Source organism: Janibacter anophelis NBRC 107843, assembly GCF_001570945.1.
In the GTDB taxonomy this organism is placed as follows: Bacteria; Actinomycetota; Actinomycetes; order Actinomycetales; family Dermatophilaceae; genus Janibacter; species Janibacter anophelis.
This window is the reverse complement of record NZ_BCSQ01000043.1, coordinates 15687-32781: the sequence shown is the minus strand read 5'-3', so window position 1 is coordinate 32781 and position 17095 is coordinate 15687. Positions and strand designations below refer to the sequence as shown.

Genomic DNA, 17095 nt, shown 5'->3' with positions numbered 1-17095 from the left:
GGCGGGTTCGCGTGGGCCGACGCAGGCCACGGATAGGCTGACGTCATGGCGGATCTGACCGAGCCCTGCCCCAATTGCGGACGCCTGATGCGTTGGGAGACCTCCCACGAGCGATGCGACGGGTGCGGCTACATCCGGCCCTGCTGCGAGGGCGCCCCCTGCCCCATCCCCTGAGTCGCGCGCTCGACCGGGACCCGCCCCCGAGAACGAGTCAGGCCCTGCCGCGTAGTCGCTGGCAGGGCCTGTTCCGTCTGTCTCAACACAGAGCGCGCCCGTAGGGATTCGAACCCCAAACCTTCTGATCCGTAGTCAGATGCTCTATCCGTTGAGCTACGGGCGCTCGCCGCCGAACTCGTCGGCAACAAGGAAGGACAATACTTGATCGCTGCCCGAGGACGAAATCGGCGCCACCACCCGCCGTCGACCGCGCATCCGCCCGGGGAGATGCGCGCCTCGCAAGCGACTGCACGCGGACCTGGAAGAGCCCCCGGACCGGATGGCTCGGGGGCTCTTCGACGCTGCGGAGACGGAGGGATTTGAACCCTCGATGGGCGATAAACCCAAACCGCATTAGCAGTGCGGCGCCATAGACCGGACTAGGCGACGTCTCCAGACAACCCGGACAGACTAACCGTCGGGCCTCGCGCACTCCAACTCGGGTGGGTGCGGAGCGGTTCAGCTGCAGATGTCCTCGGAGGCCGTGCGGCTCGCGACGTCCGTCGCGGCGGGCGGCGCGGTGACCGAGGGCGAAGGGAGCGGACCGTCGGCTTCGCTGTTGGGCACCTCCCGAGCCGGGTCGGCGCCTTCGCCGAGCACGAGCCGGACGTCGCCCTCCGCGAGGGTCTCGTCGACCTTGAGCTTGGCTCCCGGGTACGCGGCGGCGACAGTGCGCGCGTGCTGCTCGTCCCCCTTCGCATGGTGGACGAAGACGCCGCTGACGGTCCCGGTCGGTGGGGTCTGCACGACGGAGGCATCGAAGCCCTGCGCCGTCAGTGCCGCGACCTCCTGACGCGCCAGCCCGGACACCCCGGTGTCGTTGACGACGGACACGCTGACGGACGAGGGCGCGACGGTCAGCTTGCGCTCGTCCTTGGCATGCCGCTTCGGGTCCCGGCCGGGGAGCGCCGTGTCGTCCCGGACGGCAGCCCACAGCGCCTCGGACGCCTCGGGGCGCCACTGCACACGGTTGGTGTCGGCCGGGTACGGCTCGGTCGGCACCGTCACGAAGACGATCTCGTCGGTGCCGAGCTCCTTGAGGCTGGAGGCGATCGACATCAGCCGGGTCAGGCCGAGGTCGTCATCGGCCGTCATCGACCGCGTGGCGGCGTCGAGGAAGCTGTAGAGGCGGTCCGGCCGCAGCAGCAGGGAGGTGTCGGTGACCTCCTGGGCCATCGAGGACATGAAGGCCTGCTGGCGCTCGATGCGCTGCAGGTCCGACCCGTCACCGAGGCTCTTGCGCATGCGCACGTAGCCCAGCGCGTCCTTGCCCTCGAGCCGCTGGCGGCCGGCCGGCAGGTCGATCTGCGCGTCCTCGTCGTGCACGGCCTGCGGCAGGCACACGTCGACGCCGCCGAGCCCGTCGACCATGGCCTGGAACCCACTGAAGTCGATGACGGCCACGTGGTCGACGAAGACCCCGGTGAGGCCCTCGAGTGTCTTGACGGTGCAGGCGGGGCCGCCGCGGTTGAAGTTGTCGTTCCACCGGCGGACCTCACCGTTGTCGACCGTCGATGCCGGGTCGGAGCAGTCGGTGGGCGCCTTGGTCATCGAGTCGCGCGGGATCGAGACGACGTAGGCGGACTCGCGGTCGGCGGAGAGGTGGACGAGCAGGTTGGTGTCGGACCGGGCGCCGCCCTCGGCCGTGCCGACGCCGTACTCCGTGGTGCCGATCCCCTCCCGGGTGTCGGAGCCGATCACCAGGATGTTGAGCGCGCCCTCGACGGCGGCGGTGGGCCGGGCAGCGGACCCGTGCCCGATGTCGACCCGCTCGATGTTGCCGTTGAGGTGCACGGTGACCGCGAGACCGGCGGTGACGGCGAGGGCCATGGCGCCTCCGCCCACCTGGAGCAGACGGCGACGAAGGGAGGCCCGCTTGGCCTCTCGGTGGGACAGCCGCGCCGAGCGCGTCGTCCCTCCGGCGCGCCGGTCCAGACGGGTGGTGCCCTGCGGGGCCCGCACCACGGTGGAGCTGCGACGAGACCCACGACGCGCGGTCGAGCGCTGCTGCTCGAGGGCCCGCCTCCGGTCAGCTCGCGTCTCGTATCGGCGCTCGTCCTCGTGCTCCATCGAGAGGACACCCTAACCCCGGACATGACGAAGGCCCCCACCGGATGGTGGGGGCCTTCGAACGAAGCGGTGGAATCACCGCATCAGGCGTGCGAGTCGTCTCAGACGGGACGAACGCGCTCGGCCTGCGGGCCCTTGGGGCCCTGGGTGATCTCGAACTCGACGCGCTGCGCCTCGTCGAGCGACCGGTAGCCGGTCGTGTCGATCGCGGAGTAGTGAACGAACACGTCGGGGCCTCCGCCGTCCTGGGCGATGAAGCCAAAGCCCTTCTCAGCGTTGAACCACTTAACGGTGCCCTGTGCCATGGGGTGAATCTTCTTTCCTGTTGAACAAACCGGCCTCGCGGGTCGCGAGACCTTGCGCAAGCTGCAAAGCTCCCCTCGGCAGAGGTACACGCCTCTGGTAACACTGTGAGCCCGACGAGTCGGTCCCATTCGCATCATGCGAGAAGTTCTGTACTGCAACTACGTGAGCGACGCTACCAGCAAACCCCGACGGCGGCGTGGTCGTGGTCAGGCATCATCGTGCGGCGCTCGTCCGCCCACGTGCTCACGCACCGCGTCGATCGCCTCGACGTAGCCGCGCACGCCCCGCCCGACGATGACCGCCTCCGACACGTCACTGATGTAGGAGAAGTGCCGAAAGGCCTCTCGCGCATGGACATCGGAGATGTGCACCTCGACAACCGGCCCCTGCACCGCGGCCAATGCGTCGCGGATCGCGACCGACGTGTGCGTCCAGCCGCCCGCGTTGATCACCAGGCCGACCGCGCTCGCCCGCACCTCGTGGATGGCGTCGATCATGACGCCCTCGTGGTTGGTCTGGCGGAAGTCGAGCGCCCAGCCCAGCTCGTCGGTCCGCGCGCGGCACAGCGCCTCGACGTCGGCCAGGGTCTCGTGGCCGTAGACCTCGGGCTCGCGCTCGCCGAGCAGGTTGAGGTTGGGCCCGTTGAGGACGACGACGGTCGGTGCGCTGCTCACGACCGGCAGCCTAACGACGAGCGCGCAGCCGTCACCGGCCCTCGCCGCGCAGGGTCCGCTCGAAGAGGCTGCGGGTGGCCTGCGGCAGCACGGTCTCGGCGACCTGCACGTCGAGCTCCGGGCGCTCGCACTGCAGGCCGTAGCAGAGAGCGTCGGGGCGCGACGGCTCCTCAGCAGCGAGACGGGGCAACTGCGGACCCTCGACGAGTGCCCGGAAGGCCCGCGCGTCGGGCTCCGGCAGCTCGTCGAGGACCAACTCGCGCGCCCGCGTCAGGCCCGCCACCCCACCCGAGCGCGACAGGCGAAGGGGGCCCGTCGCGGCTCCCACGCGACCGGCGCCCCCCGGGATGTCGACCTCGGCGCCGGGGGTCCCCCCTTCGTCCGGGGCGACGCCCACCTGTTGCCACGCATCGGCGACCGCCATCGCCTCCGGCGACCCGTCGCCGTACCGGGCCCGTGCCGCGGCGAGGGTGAGCCCGGCGAAGGTCGCGAAGTCGCAGTCCGGCGCGATCTGCCCGGTGAGCACGTCGCACCAGATGAGCCCGGGAGCCTGCCAGGCAGGACCGCCGATCGTCGTGGCGACGAGGTGGAAGGCCTTGTTCGGGATGCCGGAGTTGATGTGCACTCCCCCGTTGTCGTCGCGGGTGCGCACGAAGTCGTCCATGTGCCCCGGCTGCGGGTCGCGCCCCATGCGCGGGTCGTCGTACGCGGTGCCCGGCGCGGCCATCGAGCGCAGGGCCTGCCCCTGCACGCCCTCGGCGAGCAGCTCGGCCCCGATGAGCCAGTCGGCCACGTCGGCAGTCTGCCCGAGGTGGCGCTGCTTGACGAGCACCCCGAAGACGTCGGACACGTGCTCGTTGAGCGCACCGGACTGGTCGCGGTAGACGAGGGCCGCGGTGTGCTCGGTGACGCCGTGGGCGAGCTCGTGGCCGATGACGTCGAGGCTCGCGGTGAAGCGGGTGAAGATCTCGCCGTCACCGTCGCCGAAGACCATCTGCATGCCGTCCCAGAAGGCGTTGTCGTAGTCCTGCGCGTAGTGCACGGTCGCGAGCAGCGGCATGCCGGCGCCGTCCAGCGAGTCCCGGCCGTACTCGCGCGCCCACAGCTCCCACGTCAGCCCGAGTCCGTCGTAGGCCTCGTCCACGGCCGGGTCCGAGGTGGGCGGCTGGCCCTCGTCACGCACCACGGTGCCGGGCAGCTGCTCGGTGCCGCCCGCGTCGTGGACCGTGCGCTGCGGCCCCTCCGCCGGCCTCGTGGGCGCGACGGAGGGCGAAGGGAGCGTCCGCGCCGTCGTCCGGCCGTGCCGCAACGAGGCGTCGAGGGCCAGGGTGCGCGCGGCCACGAGCGCCGGACGGGCGTCGTCCGAGCGCGCGAGCGCGGCGAGGACGTGGGGCGGGACGATGCTGCACCGGGTCATCCACCCAGTGAACTCCTGTCCACCGACAACCGCACCCGGGAGTTCGGCGTCGTGGACGATCAGTTACGACAGGCCGGCTGCCAGCGAGAGGCGCTGCAGGTTCTCCGTCGCGTTCTCGACGCTGAGAGCGGCTGGATCTCGGGTGCAGACGTCGAGCATCAGGCGCAGACGCTTGCGGTCCTTGGGTGACAGGGCCTCATCGCGGACGTCGCTCGCGGAGAGCAGGCCGGCAAGCACGACGAAGTCGACGCAGTGCCGACCGCTGGCTCCGCCACTGCCCAAGTCGATGCGAGCGGCTGCCTTGCCGACCAAGGCGCCCACGAGGCTTGGGCGGCGCACCATGCCGCGCCTGCCGGCGACCTCGACCTCGATGTCGCTCGCACGGGCGAGCGCCTGGGTGGTTCCCGGTGCCGCGACGGTGGGCGCCCCATGGACCCCACCCCTGGACTCTGCGCGCTGACCGGTGCCTTCCGGGATGAGGACGTCGATTTGTGCGCGGTCGCGCTTCCAGCGGTGCTGCATCCCGTCGCCGGAGGTGTCGGCAGTGAACCCAAGATCCGCCAGGGCAGCGGTGAAGGTCAGGAGGATGTCCGGCTGGGCTCGGACATCGACGACGGTGTCGGCGTCATCGGTGGGTCGCGGCGGCACACCGCCTCGTTCGGCGCAGTGCAGATGCACCATCTGTCCGCCGACGAGCGCCCAGTCGGTCGGGACGGCTTCGTGGAGGTCCATCAATGTGTGCCACGCCTGCTCCTGGCCAGCAGACATCACCGGCATGACCACCCAGGTCACGCGCCGCGCCTCTGTGCACGCTCGGCCAGGAGCTCTTGCGCGCGGGCACGTTCGCGCGGGCCCGGATGCTCCGCCAGATCAGCGGCGATGACGAGGTCGATGTCCTTGTAACGCTCTGGATCGACGGCCTCGTCGACGACGTGAAGGACGACATTGGCGCGGTCCGCGGATGCCGGCACGAGGAGATGGTCTCGCACCAGCGCGTCACGGTCGCCGGCCCTCGAATAGCCCTCAACGACATCCAGAGCCGACATCTGTGCCTTTGGCGAGGACAGGCCCGAGAGGTGCATCCGCGCGTCGTCGCGCAGCCCCGCCAGGTCCAGCGGCGAGGCCCTGTAGAGCTCTCGCGCGGCGCGGTGGCCGAGCGTGCGGAGCATGAGGACGGCAAAGTCGTCCAGATCGCGCTCGTGTGGCGCCTCCTCGAGCAGTTGGGCCAGACGGGCACGTGCGCGGGACTTCGCCCATGGGGAGAGATGGTCAGCCACGTCGGCGGCCACGGCAATCAGAGCTCCGGCCGAGGCTCGCGACAGGGGCCGTCCGGGGTCGGTGTGGTGAGCGATCTCGCGAAGGTCGGCTTGGTCGATGACCCATTGGCGTCCCACCTTTCGCGCGGGAAGGGATCCGTCCTGAATGCGCTGCTGTATGCGCGTGCGTGAGACGCCCAATTGGACGGCGGCCTCGGGGGCACTGATCAGACCCACGACCAGACCTCGCTTCCACTCATGACGACATTGCGTAAATACTATGCGGACATAAAGGTTTCCTGCAATGATCGAGCAGAGGACAGGGCCAACACCTCCTTGCTCATCCTGATCACCCTCTTCATCGTCGTCCTCCTGTCCTTCATTGCCGGGCAGAGCAGAGACAGGCTAGAGACGATGCGGCACAGCCACTCCCGGCTGGCTCCGTGACTCGCGGCCCGGACGAGGCACAAAGAATGTCCTGGGTCGCGACGACGTGAACGATGCCGCGACCCAGGAGTTCGGCGGGGAGTTTACAAAAGGTCTACAGCCCGCTGCTGGAGCCGAACTCGAGGAGTGCCGGATGAGGCCATCACACGAGAACCAGCCAACCTGTCACACGAGACCCTGCCAGATGCCCGTGACATCGGGTTTGCGGTAGACGTTCTGCCTGCGTCGGCCTTCTGAACGCGGCTACTGCTGGGCGGCGGGTAGAACGGCGGGTGCGATCTTGTCAGCGATGGTCTCGAGGTTGTCTTCGGCGGTGGTGAAGCCGGCGAGGTCGGGCAGGATGCCGCTGTACTCGGCGACATCGGCGAAAGTGACTCCATCCAGTACTGGGATGAGCACGTCCTTGTGCAGGAGCGCGCCGAGTTCACGTTGAGTCCAGAAGCGCCCGGTGAGGTACGCAGGCGTGAGAACGGCGACGCCGGCCGCGGCCTTGCGGAGGCCAGCGTCCATCTGGAGCGACTGGCTCTTGCCCGGTTCGATGGCGACTTGGTCGAGCCAAGGAGAGACCCCGCGGTCTGTGAGTGCTGCGGCCAGGGCAGTCGCTGTGGGCTCGCCGTCGATGCGCGCGTAACTGATGAAGACGTCGTACTCGCGCCCGTCGTCGAAGGAGATGGCGTTGTGGACTCGCTCGACCAGGTCTTGTTCCGCCGGTCGGTAGCTGACCACGCGAGTCGGACCCGTGAGCCGCCGGCTGAGGCCCGCGATCACCTTCCTGTTGTGCGCGTCTGCCTTGCGGTTGTGGGCGTCGACAGCCCGTTGGTTCGCCTTGTTGACCCGGTCCACCTCAGCCTTGTTCTGGGCTGCGATTTTTCGGTTGGCAGCGTCGACGCGCCGCTGGTTCTCACGATTGACTCTGTCGACCTCGCGGTTGAACTGCTGCTGCGCCTTGCGCTGGGCTGCTCTGATGCGGCGGTTGAGCTCACTGTTGCTGACCACGTTGACTCCTTCACCTCAGGTAAACAACGGTAGGTGCACGCACTGACACCCCGGGAGGCGTCGTCTTGGGCTGCCGGCTCACCGGCTGCTGCCGGGGTTCGCGCGTTTGCGCTCCCCCAAGGTCTCGAGCACGAACTGGACCCACACCGTGGTGGCTCCGACGGCCAAGCGTGCGTGCCGTGGTGCGACCCACACGGGCACGCTCTCGCGCCCATGGCCTGTGCCAGCTTCGTTTCGGAGTTCGGCGACACCCTTGACTGTGGTGGAGAGCCCGCCGAGGAGGCTTCGGATGGCCGAGGAGTCCTTGAACTCCTTGGCGTGCGCGCCCAAGACCCTGTGGGTGGTGTCGATCAGGACCGGAAGTTTCGGCTTCGGTGGGTATTCGTTACCGAGCTCGCGCAGAACCAGTTTCGCGGCGCTCTCGAGGAGGTCCTTGGCGTTACCAACCGCGGCACGGGGGTCTGACTCGATGAGGTTCGCGATGCGGTTGAGGTGATCGCGAATGGCAGTGGGGTCGGTCAGGGAGTTCAGTGCATCGTCGGTCACCGCGAGGGCCGAACCTGCGCCGGACGCGAGAGCGTCCAGTCGCTGTTGAAGGGGCTCGAACAGCTCGTTGATCAACTCTTGGCGCGCTTGGTAGCTGCCGTAGCATCCGTTTCGCTTCCAGTAGCTCTTGAAGTTGTCGAAGTCTCGGAACGGGAGCGTGAACGGTCCAGCTCCTGCCGCGGACGCTGATGCCGTGAGCGCTCTGATGAGCACCTTGGACCCTGCGTTATCGGCGATCTCGCCACCGCTCGTCCCGAATTTCTCCAGCTCGTCCCGTACCAAGTCCGTGACGGCCACAGCGACGGCAACGGGCGAGTGGCCGGACGGGTCGCCGTCGATGATGCGTTGGAGCACCCGGAAGTTGATGGCCTCGGTCGATGGCTCCCACGGGCTGTCAGTCGTGGTCGCGCTGACCAAGTCCTCACGGCTGAAGGTCACTGGTGCTCACCCGCTCTCTCTCCACGCTGGTCGCGTCCACCAGCGTCATCAGTAGTGCTGCTCGATGTATCCGTAGGCGCGGTCGAACAGGTCCCCGTCGTGGCTGAGACCGTTCTGTTTGAGGGTCTTGCGTAGTGCGAGGCGGACGTCGCGGACGGAGGCGTCCTTGGCGACCCAGCCGGGGTGGCAGACCTCGCGGGCGATGGAGTCGACCTGTTCGACGATGCGTCCGATGAGGACCGGGGTGTCAGCTGGCGCGTACTCCTGGAAGATCTGGGTCAGGGCACCCACGTTGGGGTCGGTCAGCGGCGGCAACGCGTCCAGACCTTCGCGTCCACCATCGTCCTCGGCGTGTTCGGCGACGGTCAGGTCTCGGGCGGTCGTGAGGAGGTCGCGGAGCCAGTCCAACGCGTTCTCGGCTTGTCCGATGGCCCGCTCACGCAGCGCTTCGAGGCGCTCGGCCAGGGTGGCCCAGACCTTGTGGTCGCCGGTGTCGCCGTCGATGCGGGCTTGGAGGCGTTTGGTGATGGAGTCGAGGACTTGTTGGGCGCTCTTGTCCTGTACCTCGGTTTCGAGGTGGGCGAAGGTCGGGTCATCCAGGAGGGTCTGGATGGTGCCGGCGTCGGCGACGACTGCTTCCTTGGTGGTCGCGGTCAGGGTGACGGGGCCGATGCGGGAGTGGACCAGGTCGAGGGTCTTGGCGCCGAGGCGGTGCCACAGCAGGTCCAAGTTGGAACTGGACGGCTTGATGTTCTGGTACACCTTCGCCAGGAAGCCATAGTCCTCGCGGTGAGGGCCGAGTCGTGGGTGGGGCCATGCGGTCTCCCAGATGCCTTCCAGGAGCCCGAAGCGGGTGGCGAACCGGTCGCGGGCGGCTTCGTCGGGCATGCGTTCGTTCGCGGCTTGGAGGACTTCGTAGCCGACCTTGGTGCGGTCGATGCCGTTGAACTGGTCGAGGACGGACGGCAGTTCAGCTTCGAAGACGTCGATGAGCCCCTCGAGGTCGATGTGCCGCTTCGCCTTCTCGGGGTCGGCGGGGACCATCGCGCGGGCGTACCCCTCGCCGAGACCGACGTAGTCGACGACCAGCCCGTTCTTCTTCCGCTGTCCGGTGACCGGGTGGGTCCAGTTGCGGTTGGTGCGGGTGATGGTCTGGAACAGGGTGTGCAGCTTCAGCGGCTTGTCGAGGTAGAGGACCCCTTCGATGGGCGCGTCGAACCCGGTGCCGAGCTTGGCGGTGACCACGAGGAACTTCAGCGGGTCGCCGTAGGCCCTGAAGCGGTCCAGCAGGGCGTTCTCTTCCTCCCTGGTCAGCTTGTACGGCTGGAGGGTGGCGTCGTCCTTGGGTTGGACGCTCATGACGACCCGCACCTCGTCCGGAGCGGTGCCGGTGTCGGTGGCTCGTTTGACCAGGAGGCGCCGAAGCTCGGTCTCGTAGGCGACGCACAGGTCGCGGTCGTTGACGACGACCTGGGCCTTCATGCCCAGGGGGTCCACGGTGGCGTAGAAGTGGTCGACGATGTCCGCGCAGACAGTTTCGATGCGCTCTGGGTTGGAGAAGAAGGTCGAGGTGCGCGACGCCTTGCGGGTGATGAAGTCGCGCTGCTCGTCGTCGAGGTCTTCTTCGTCGAGCATCTCGGCGAACGCCGCGTCGAGGCCCTCTTGGTCGAGCTGGAAGTCCACCAGACGCGCGGTGACGTGGATGGGCACGGTCATCCCGTCGGCGATGGACCGGTCGGAGGTGTACGCGTGCAGGGTGCGGCCCGGGTCGTCGGGGTGCCCGAACAGGTCGTAGGTGTTCTTCTCGAGGTCAGCGATGGGCGTTCCGGTCAGCCCGAAGAACGTCGCGTTCGGTAGCGCTGCACGCAGCGACTGCCCCAACCCGCCTTCTTGGGTGCGGTGCGCTTCGTCGATCAGGACGACGATGTTGTCTCGCTCGGACAGCACGGGCGCGTCGCGGAACTTGTGGACGGTGGTGAAGATCAGGCCCCGCTTGTCGCTCGCCAGGAGAGTCCGCAGCGCCTCTGCGGTGGCGGGGGTGGACAGTGCCGGCATCCCGGCGGAGCGGAACTGGGCGTAGGTCTGGTCGACGAGCTGGATGCGGTCGGCGATGAGGATGACGGTGGGGTTCTTCAGGCTCTTGTCCCTCATCATCTGCGCGGCAGCGAAGGTCATCGCGAGGGTCTTGCCCGAACCTTGGGTGTGGTGGATGAGGCCACGGTTGCGGGAGCCGTCGCGGACGCGGTCGAGGATGAGCTTGACCGCTTCGTACTGGGGGTAGCGCGCCAGGACCTTGATCAGCACGGGTGCGCCGGCAGGGGTGCGGGTCGTCTCGTAGACGGTGAACCCGGCGAGGAAGTCCAGGATGGTCGCGGGCGTCAGGAGGGTGTCGACGGCGCGCCCGACGCGGTCCCACCCGTACTCGCCGGCAGGTGCGGTGGATACGTCCCAGGACTGCCAGTGGTCCAGAGGGGTGCGGCCGCCGGCGTAGCGGAGGTCTTTGCCTTCGGTGGCGAAGTTGAGGATGTTCGGGGCGAAGAACGCGGGGTGGTGTGGTTCGTAGTGTTCGTGGATGTCCTTGGCTGCGTGGAACCAAGAGATGCTCGCGGAGGTTGAGGACTTCGTTTCGCCGACGACGACGGGGATGCCGTTGACCCACAGGACGATGTCGAAGCGGGACTTGATGCTGCCGGCGCCGAACGTGACCTCGTCGGAGACGATGTATGTGTTGCGGCCCGGGTTGCGGAAGTCGATGAGGTGGACGGGTTCGTTGCGGTTCTGGCCGCGGAAGTCGTGGGTGTGCAGGCCCCGGAGCCAGGTCGTGAAGCGTTGGTTGGTCTCGACAAGACCGTCCTGGCCCGCGGCGAGGGTCAGGGCACGGAGCTCGTTGAGGAGGACTTGCGCTTGTTCGGGGTGGTCGTCGACGCCGGGGTTGAGGCGTTCGATGGCGTCGATGACACCGTCCTCGAGGAGGACGTCTTCGTGTTCACGCCCAAGGTCCTTACCCGGGACGTGATGCCATCCAGCCGCCTTGAGATGGTCGATGACGAACGCTTGGGTCGTCGTTGACTCGTTCAGCTTCCCCACGACACCTCACCCTGCCAGCAGTTCGTCGTAACTGTCGGGGATTTCGTGCTCACCCGACAGTAGGACCGTCAGGAGGTTCGCGCGGAGCTCGCGCAGCCGGGTCAAGCTTGAGTGGGCTTGGGCTGAGACAACGCGGCTGGCCCGCATCAGGCCTTCGGCCTCCTCGGCCCGGTCCGGCCAGGTGACCCGCGCTTCGCGGATGAGCTTCATGTTCAGGGATGGAACTGCTCCCCCTTGGACGAGGCTCGTCAGGCTGACGTTCTCCATCGTGGCGAGAAGTGTCTCGCTGCCGATGCCGTCGCGTGGCGTGAGGACGAGGTGGTTCTCGTCGACAGCCCCCTCTGTCTCCACAAGGCGCTTCTTCTCGGTCTTGACTGCTGCACCCACACGGGGAAACACGACCGAGCCGGCCGCCACGACCCGTCCACCGAGCGAAGTTATCTGCTCTCCGGTAAGCGTCGTCTGGGCGTTGGTGTACCCATACTCGTTCCCGGGCCCAGTCATATCGGCGATCTTGTACCAAGGGACCTCCCCCGACTGTTCGCCTTGAACGGACTTCGGGAGCCCTCGTCCCTGTGACACCGTTGCTACATCGTCCAGGCGAACCTCCGGAGCATCGACGCAGACCGCGGTCAGCAAGTTTGAGCGCGCGCCCCGTGACACTCGGAGAAGAGCGTCCTCGGCCTCGATAGCAGCGTCCACTGCCGCAAGGAGGTCCACAATGCGTCGCTGCTCCTCGACAGGAGGCAACAGCAGCGGGACCGTCGCAAGATTCTTCTGAGAGAGGGACACGTTGGCGGTCCCCTTCATCAACGGGACGATGAGCTCATCCCGACGGTGGTCGAGCAGCAGCCACAGGAACTTCATGTCGAGGCCCGCGCCGGGCTTCTCCTGGCAGGCCGTGATGATGCTGGCAACGGCGAACTTGCCGTCCTGGTAGTGAACCCTCTTCAGTGACGCGTGACCGTGTCCGGTTGACGACACCATCGGCACACACACCGCTTCGCCCTCGAACTGATAGTCGGCCGAGTTGCTCCGGGCTTCGGCAGTCACCACGAGGGGGTATGGCCCAGCCTCCGCCTTCATCGTTGCAGTGGCACCCTTGGTCAGGGTGCAGACTTCGCCGAGGGTCGTGCTGCGCCACCCCTCACGCATCGAAGCCCGCCGCCTTCAGCTTCCGGTCCAGCTCGACCTCTGCCAGCCGCAGGGACGCGCGGGCGTCTCGGTACGCAGCCAGAGCGGCTTCGACATCGACTTCGGCGGCCTGCTCGGTCTGGATGTACCTGCCGATGTTCAGGTCGAACCCGTTCTCCTCGACCTCCGCCAGGTCCACCAGCCGCACGTGGAGCCCTGCCTCGCCGTCGATGTCTTCGCCGTGCTTGTACGCGGCGTCGATGGCCTCGACGTCGGCCTCGGACATCGTGTTCTGGTTCTTGCCTGTCTGGAACCGCGCGGACGCGTCGACGAACAGGACCTTCCCGGCCCGCTCGGGCGTCTTGTTCGCGCGGAAGATGAGGAGGCACACGGGGATGCTGGTGGAGTAGAACAGGTTGGGCGGCAGCCCGATGACGGCCTCGAGGAGGTCCTTCTCGAGCAGGCACTGCCGGATGGCGCCTTCCTTGCCGCCGCGGAACAGCACGCCGTGGGGCATCACGACCCCGACCCGACCACGCTCGGGGCCCATCGTGGCGATCATGTGCTGGATCCACGCGTAGTCGCCGTTCTTGGCTGGCGGGACGCCGCAGATGACGCGCTTGTACGGGTCGTTCGCCCAGTCCGCGGCGCCCCAGTTCTGCAGGCTGAACGGCGGGTTGGCGATGGTGATGTCGAGTTTGCGCAGCGCGGCGCCGTTGAGGAGCTTGGGTTCGCGGAAGGTGTCGCCGCGCACGATGGTGAAGTCTTCGAGGCCGTGGAGGTAGAGGTTCATCTTCGCGATGGCCGCGGTCGTCAGGTTGACCTCCTGCCCGTACAGGGTCAGGGTCCGCGGGTCACCACCGGCGGCGCGGACGGCGTTGACGGTCTCGACGAGCATTCCCGCGGAGCCGCAGGCGGGGTCGCCGATGGACTCACCGGGCTGGGGGTCGAGGAGTCGCACGAGCAGGTGGACGACGTGGCGGGGGGTGAAGAACTCGCCGGCCTTCTTCCCGGACGCTTCAGCGAATTCACGAAGGAGGTACTCGTACGCGGCGCCGAGCATGTCGCCTTCGACGTGCGCGGGGTCCAGCTGGACCTCATGGAAGGTATCCATGAGTGCGACGAGGGCGTTCTCGGGCAGGCGGTCCTTGTTGCCCCAGTTGACGTCGCCGAAGACCCCGACGAGGTCGGGGTTGGCCTGCTGGAGGCGGTGGAGGCTGGTGGCGAGCTTGGCGCCGACGTTCACGGCGGTCTCACGGACATCGGTCCAGGTGGCGCCGGCGGGCACGGTGAACGGTTGGTAGTCCGCTTCGATGGTTGCGGTCAGGTCGTCGCCCCAGTCCTCGAGGGCTCGGGCGTGGTGGTAGTCGTGGGTGTCGCAGATCCACTTGAAGAACATGACGGGGAAGACGTAGGCCTTGAAGTCGCCGGGGTCCACGGGCCCGCGGAGGGCGTTGGCGGCGCGCCACAGTGTCGCTTCCAGCTGTTGCTGGGTCATCTGTCCGGCCTTGCCCGCCTCGATGGTCACGCGTCCCGCCCTCGTCTCTGTCGCCCTTGCTGGTGGGCTCACCGTAGCGAGCCGCACCGACGCCGTACCGGACGGCGTCGGTGGTAAAAGGTCCGGCTCGGTGCGGTTGGCGCAGCCAGGTCGCTGGTCAGCGCCTGCGGGAACTGCCGGGCGCTCCGCCGGGGACAATGCGTACGGGTGGGCTGTCGTACTCCGCGGTCTTCGCGGGCCGGGAGACGATGGTGGCTTCCCCGCTTGCCAGACGGTCGAGGTACTCGCGCCGTCTCAGTTGAGCTGCGGTCTTTTGTCGCTGCCGCCGTGGCCGGGGCGGGGGCTCTTCGCCTGCATCACGCCGGCGCTTCAGTTCGACCCGCTCTGCCTTCGTCCGCGGTATCCCCTGCGTTGGCTTCTTCGCCACAACGACTCCCTTCGTTTCCGGGCCTCGCCGCCCTCGGGGGTGAGCCTACTGATGGCTGCCCCTCGGGCGCCGGGATGCGCCCCAGCAGGCGCGAGTTCGTGCCAGCGGGGCCGCCCCAGTGCCTTCGTCGGCGTGGACTGGCGTGAGTCATCGTCCTGTGTGTCCAACGGGCCGTTGGACGATTGAGTGCGCGTCACCAGCGCGCGAGGGCGGGTGGCGGTTCCGCATAGCGTGGAAGCGGCGGGCCTGCTCGAATCTGCTATACCTGCTCGAACTTGCTATACCGCTGCCCGGGAATGCGGTGTCCGACGGTTCGGGCACCCTGACTTGGCATGGATGAGCTTGAGCCCAGTCCCGTCCCTGCTGACCGTGACCTGCTGCCAGGAGACCGCCCGTTCACGGCGTGGGGCCAGTTCGGGCCCGGAAAGCTGGATATGCGTGTGTTCGACCAGGACGTGTGGTGGGTTGACGTCCTCGGGCGCCCTCACCGGCTTGTGGCGATGAGCGATGAGTACCTGACCAACGTCATCACCTTCCTGACCGAGGGCGAGCAACGCTTCCATCAGGGCACGGTGTTGCGGGGACTGCTCGAGGACATCGGTGCACTGCTCGAAGGGCGGCCCGGCGGGCAGCAAGTCTTGGAGGCCACGGGGGCGCCTGCGCTCTCCGAAGTTGAACCTCGCGCCTGGTTGGAGGGCTCACCGTTGATGCGAGTCCTGCGACGCGAGCTCGCGGCTCGCCGTGACCGCGCACCGCACGATGAGTAGTTGTCGCGGACGTTTTCCAGCACGAACGATGGTGTGCAGGTAGCTGCAACTGCCGGATGTGGCGGTTGTGACGCTGCGGCGGCCCACACCCATCCAACGCGTCCGGTGGCTCACCTGAGTCGATCGTGGGCTGCTTGACCCGGAAGCGGAAGCTCGCACCGTGGTGGTCAGTCGCCTTCTCCTTCTTCGGTGACGTCCGCAGCGGTGGGACGCTGCCCACTTCGCCGGTCCTGACGAACAGGGCCGGCGACGTGCGTTCTCGAAGGAAACCCTCGCGCCGTCCAGTTTCAGGAGGGCTCGGCTCGGGTGATGGTCGCGATTGTGGACGAGGCACGCCACTGCTCGACGGTGTCAGGTGTGTCTGGGTCGTCGAACCAGACGACGCTCCGCTTCCCGATTTCTGGCCACTCGTCGACGCGGGTGATGGCCACTGTTGTGTTGTCGTGAGGGAACGAGCTCGACTTCGGTCCGGGGTGGCGCGTGTAGGTCATGGCGTCGAGGTCCCAGGTATGGGTGGCGTTGCGGGTGTGGACCGTCCATCGCCCGCCTGTGGCCGCGGTCAGGCAGGTCGTGGCGTCTGGGTCTGGGGCGGCGTCTGCTGGGTTTGGGCTCATGTTCTGGAGGTTCTCACCTGGTGGTGACAGGTGGCCTCGGTGCCTTGTTGCTGACGGTGTGTGCGTTCCGAACCTTCCGTGGAGACGCCGTGGGGCCCCACGGCGCCCCCTCCGCCCTCGAAGGAACCCTCATGACCCGTTTGAAGAAGTCCCGCGGCTTCACTTTGATCGAACTCATCGTGGTGATCGTCATCATCGCCATCCTCGTCGCGGTCGCCGCGGTCGCGTACAACTCGGTGATCGGCAACAGCAAGCAGTCCGCCGCCAACACCACAGCCGCGCAGATCGCGAAGACGCTCCAGGGTGAGTCAGCGGCCCAGCAGAAGAGCTGGGACGCGATGGGCGCAGGTACCGCTTCCGCTGACGCCATCGCGTACCTGACCGCGGACAACGACGCGACCACCGCTGGCGTGCAGAGCGTGCTGACCACCGAGTTCGGCGCTACCCCTGCCGTTACCGCGACGCCGGTGACCCCCACCGCTGTCGCCGACGAGCTCGTCATCACCCGCGACACCAAGACGGCCACCATCAAGCTCTCCTCGCTCGTTGGCGGCGGCAACACCGTCAAGTAAGCACCACACCGGCTGCCGGGAAGCGGCCCTCGCCCCTCATCGGGCGAGGGCCGCTTTCTCGCGTCTTGCGACGAGTTAGCGAGCAGGGAGCGCGTCGGTCACGAGCACGGGGCAGCCGATGTCGCAGGCGACAGCAAGGACCACGCGCGATGAGGGTCGGCCGCCCTCACGGAAACGGGCGTAGAGCGTCGTCGGGCTGACGCCCACGGCCCAGGCGACTGCTCGGGCTGACTCGCCGATGCGTCGCGGCATCAAGCGGCGCAGCACCAACAACACGTCCTCGCCTTCGTGTCCCGGGACGACGATGTCGGTTCCGACGGCAGTCGCGTAGTCGGTGAGTGTCGCCCAGGACGGCCACGCAGAGCCCTGCTCAAGTGACGTCAGCGTCGACAGGGACCGCCCCGTCGCAGCCGTGAGGTCCCGCAGGCTCAGCCCCAGCGCGTACCTGCGTCCGGTCAGCTCCCCTGCCAACTCCATGTACAGCCGTGCCGCGGCTGGGTTGTCCCAGCGTGAGTAGTCCCTCTCGGGACGCAGGGGTTTGCGAGGCCACTGGCCCTGCGCATCTCGCAAACCTCTCGGCGGGACGACCTTCTTGGCGCTCACAAGACTGATTGTATCGACAAACAGGCG

The 17095-nt window shown here is 67.7% G+C and carries 14 protein-coding genes and 2 tRNA genes; 2 read left to right on the top strand and 14 right to left on the bottom strand.

Going from position 1 to position 17095, the window contains the following annotated elements:
* Positions 1-267 precede the first annotated feature (267 nt).
* The 13 genes from JAN01S_RS11855 to JAN01S_RS11795 all read right to left on the bottom strand — a co-directional run bounded on the left by JAN01S_RS11855 (position 268) and on the right by JAN01S_RS11795 (position 14115).
* Positions 268-340: transfer RNA gene (locus tag JAN01S_RS11855), tRNA-Arg, on the bottom strand.
* Positions 341-521: 181 nt separating this feature from the next.
* Positions 522-611, bottom strand: a tRNA-Ser gene (locus JAN01S_RS11850).
* A gap of 64 nt (positions 612-675) precedes the next feature.
* Entirely contained in the window at positions 676-2286 is a 1611-nt protein-coding gene (locus JAN01S_RS11845) for an LCP family protein (protein ID WP_068318506.1), read from the bottom strand.
* A 101-nt stretch (positions 2287-2387) separates the two neighbouring features.
* The gene (locus JAN01S_RS11840; RefSeq protein ID WP_007927749.1) at positions 2388-2591 is read right to left on the bottom strand and encodes a cold-shock protein; all 204 of its coding nucleotides are present in this window, start codon (positions 2589-2591) and stop codon (positions 2388-2390) included.
* A gap of 207 nt (positions 2592-2798) precedes the next feature.
* Positions 2799-3266, bottom strand: coding sequence for a type II 3-dehydroquinate dehydratase (aroQ, locus tag JAN01S_RS11835; protein WP_068318503.1), 468 nt, complete (start codon positions 3264-3266; stop codon positions 2799-2801).
* A gap of 31 nt (positions 3267-3297) precedes the next feature.
* Positions 3298-4683, bottom strand: a complete 1386-nt coding sequence (locus JAN01S_RS11830) for a protealysin inhibitor emfourin (protein ID WP_068318497.1) — start codon at positions 4681-4683, stop codon at positions 3298-3300.
* Between the two features lie 63 nt (positions 4684-4746).
* A complete protein-coding gene (locus JAN01S_RS11825; protein ID WP_157075718.1) occupies positions 4747-5475 on the bottom strand; it encodes a hypothetical protein in 729 nt (242 codons plus the stop codon).
* Positions 5472-6176 (bottom strand): helix-turn-helix domain-containing protein, encoded by a 705-nt coding sequence (locus tag JAN01S_RS11820; protein WP_068318492.1) that lies wholly within the window; start codon positions 6174-6176, stop codon positions 5472-5474. The genes JAN01S_RS11825 and JAN01S_RS11820 overlap by 4 nt, the downstream gene beginning before the upstream one ends.
* Before the next feature lie 453 nt (positions 6177-6629).
* Positions 6630-7382: a toll/interleukin-1 receptor domain-containing protein gene (locus JAN01S_RS11815; RefSeq protein ID WP_068318489.1), complete on the bottom strand. Its 753-nt coding sequence runs from the start codon at positions 7380-7382 to the stop codon at positions 6630-6632.
* Between the two features lie 78 nt (positions 7383-7460).
* Positions 7461-8366, bottom strand: a complete 906-nt coding sequence (locus JAN01S_RS11810) for an abortive infection family protein (RefSeq protein ID WP_068318486.1) — start codon at positions 8364-8366, stop codon at positions 7461-7463.
* A 48-nt stretch (positions 8367-8414) separates the two neighbouring features.
* The gene (locus tag JAN01S_RS11805) at positions 8415-11453 is read right to left on the bottom strand and encodes a type I restriction endonuclease subunit R (protein ID WP_068318484.1); all 3039 of its coding nucleotides are present in this window, start codon (positions 11451-11453) and stop codon (positions 8415-8417) included.
* 6 nt (positions 11454-11459) lie between these two features.
* Positions 11460-12608, bottom strand: a complete 1149-nt coding sequence (locus JAN01S_RS11800; protein WP_084360208.1) for a restriction endonuclease subunit S — start codon at positions 12606-12608, stop codon at positions 11460-11462.
* Positions 12601-14115 carry a type I restriction-modification system subunit M gene (locus tag JAN01S_RS11795; protein WP_068318482.1) on the bottom strand — a complete coding sequence of 505 codons (1515 nt, stop codon included), beginning with the start codon at positions 14113-14115 and terminating at the stop codon, positions 12601-12603. The genes JAN01S_RS11800 and JAN01S_RS11795 overlap by 8 nt, the downstream gene beginning before the upstream one ends.
* A 729-nt stretch (positions 14116-14844) precedes the next feature.
* Here JAN01S_RS11795 and JAN01S_RS11790 point away from each other — a divergent pair.
* Positions 14845-15279 (top strand): hypothetical protein, encoded by a 435-nt coding sequence (locus tag JAN01S_RS11790; RefSeq protein WP_157075717.1) that lies wholly within the window; start codon positions 14845-14847, stop codon positions 15277-15279.
* Positions 15280-16024: 745 nt separating this feature from the next.
* On the top strand, positions 16025-16465 hold the full coding sequence (locus tag JAN01S_RS11785; RefSeq protein WP_084360207.1) for a prepilin-type N-terminal cleavage/methylation domain-containing protein: 441 nt from the start codon (positions 16025-16027) through the stop codon (positions 16463-16465).
* Between the two features lie 75 nt (positions 16466-16540).
* Here the strand turns inward: JAN01S_RS11785 and JAN01S_RS16685 are convergent, their stop codons facing one another.
* Positions 16541-17068: a helix-turn-helix domain-containing protein gene (locus tag JAN01S_RS16685; protein WP_169797221.1), complete on the bottom strand. Its 528-nt coding sequence runs from the start codon at positions 17066-17068 to the stop codon at positions 16541-16543.
* Between the last annotated feature and the right edge of the window lie 27 nt (positions 17069-17095).

What these genes read in the sequence shown, in the direction of transcription:
- JAN01S_RS11845 (WP_068318506.1), bottom strand. Translation starts at nt 2,286, where the DNA reads ATGGAGCACGAGGACGAGCGCCGATACGAGACGCGAGCTGACCGGAGG.
- JAN01S_RS11840 (WP_007927749.1), bottom strand. Translation starts at nt 2,591, where the DNA reads ATGGCACAGGGCACCGTTAAGTGGTTCAACGCTGAGAAGGGCTTTGGC.
- JAN01S_RS11830 (WP_068318497.1), bottom strand. Translation starts at nt 4,683, where the DNA reads ATGACCCGGTGCAGCATCGTCCCGCCCCACGTCCTCGCCGCGCTCGCG.
- JAN01S_RS11800 (WP_084360208.1), bottom strand. Translation starts at nt 12,608, where the DNA reads ATGCGTGAGGGGTGGCGCAGCACGACCCTCGGCGAAGTCTGCACCCTG.
- JAN01S_RS11790 (WP_157075717.1), top strand. Translation starts at nt 14,845, where the DNA reads ATGGATGAGCTTGAGCCCAGTCCCGTCCCTGCTGACCGTGACCTGCTG.
- JAN01S_RS11785 (WP_084360207.1), top strand. Translation starts at nt 16,025, where the DNA reads ATGACCCGTTTGAAGAAGTCCCGCGGCTTCACTTTGATCGAACTCATC.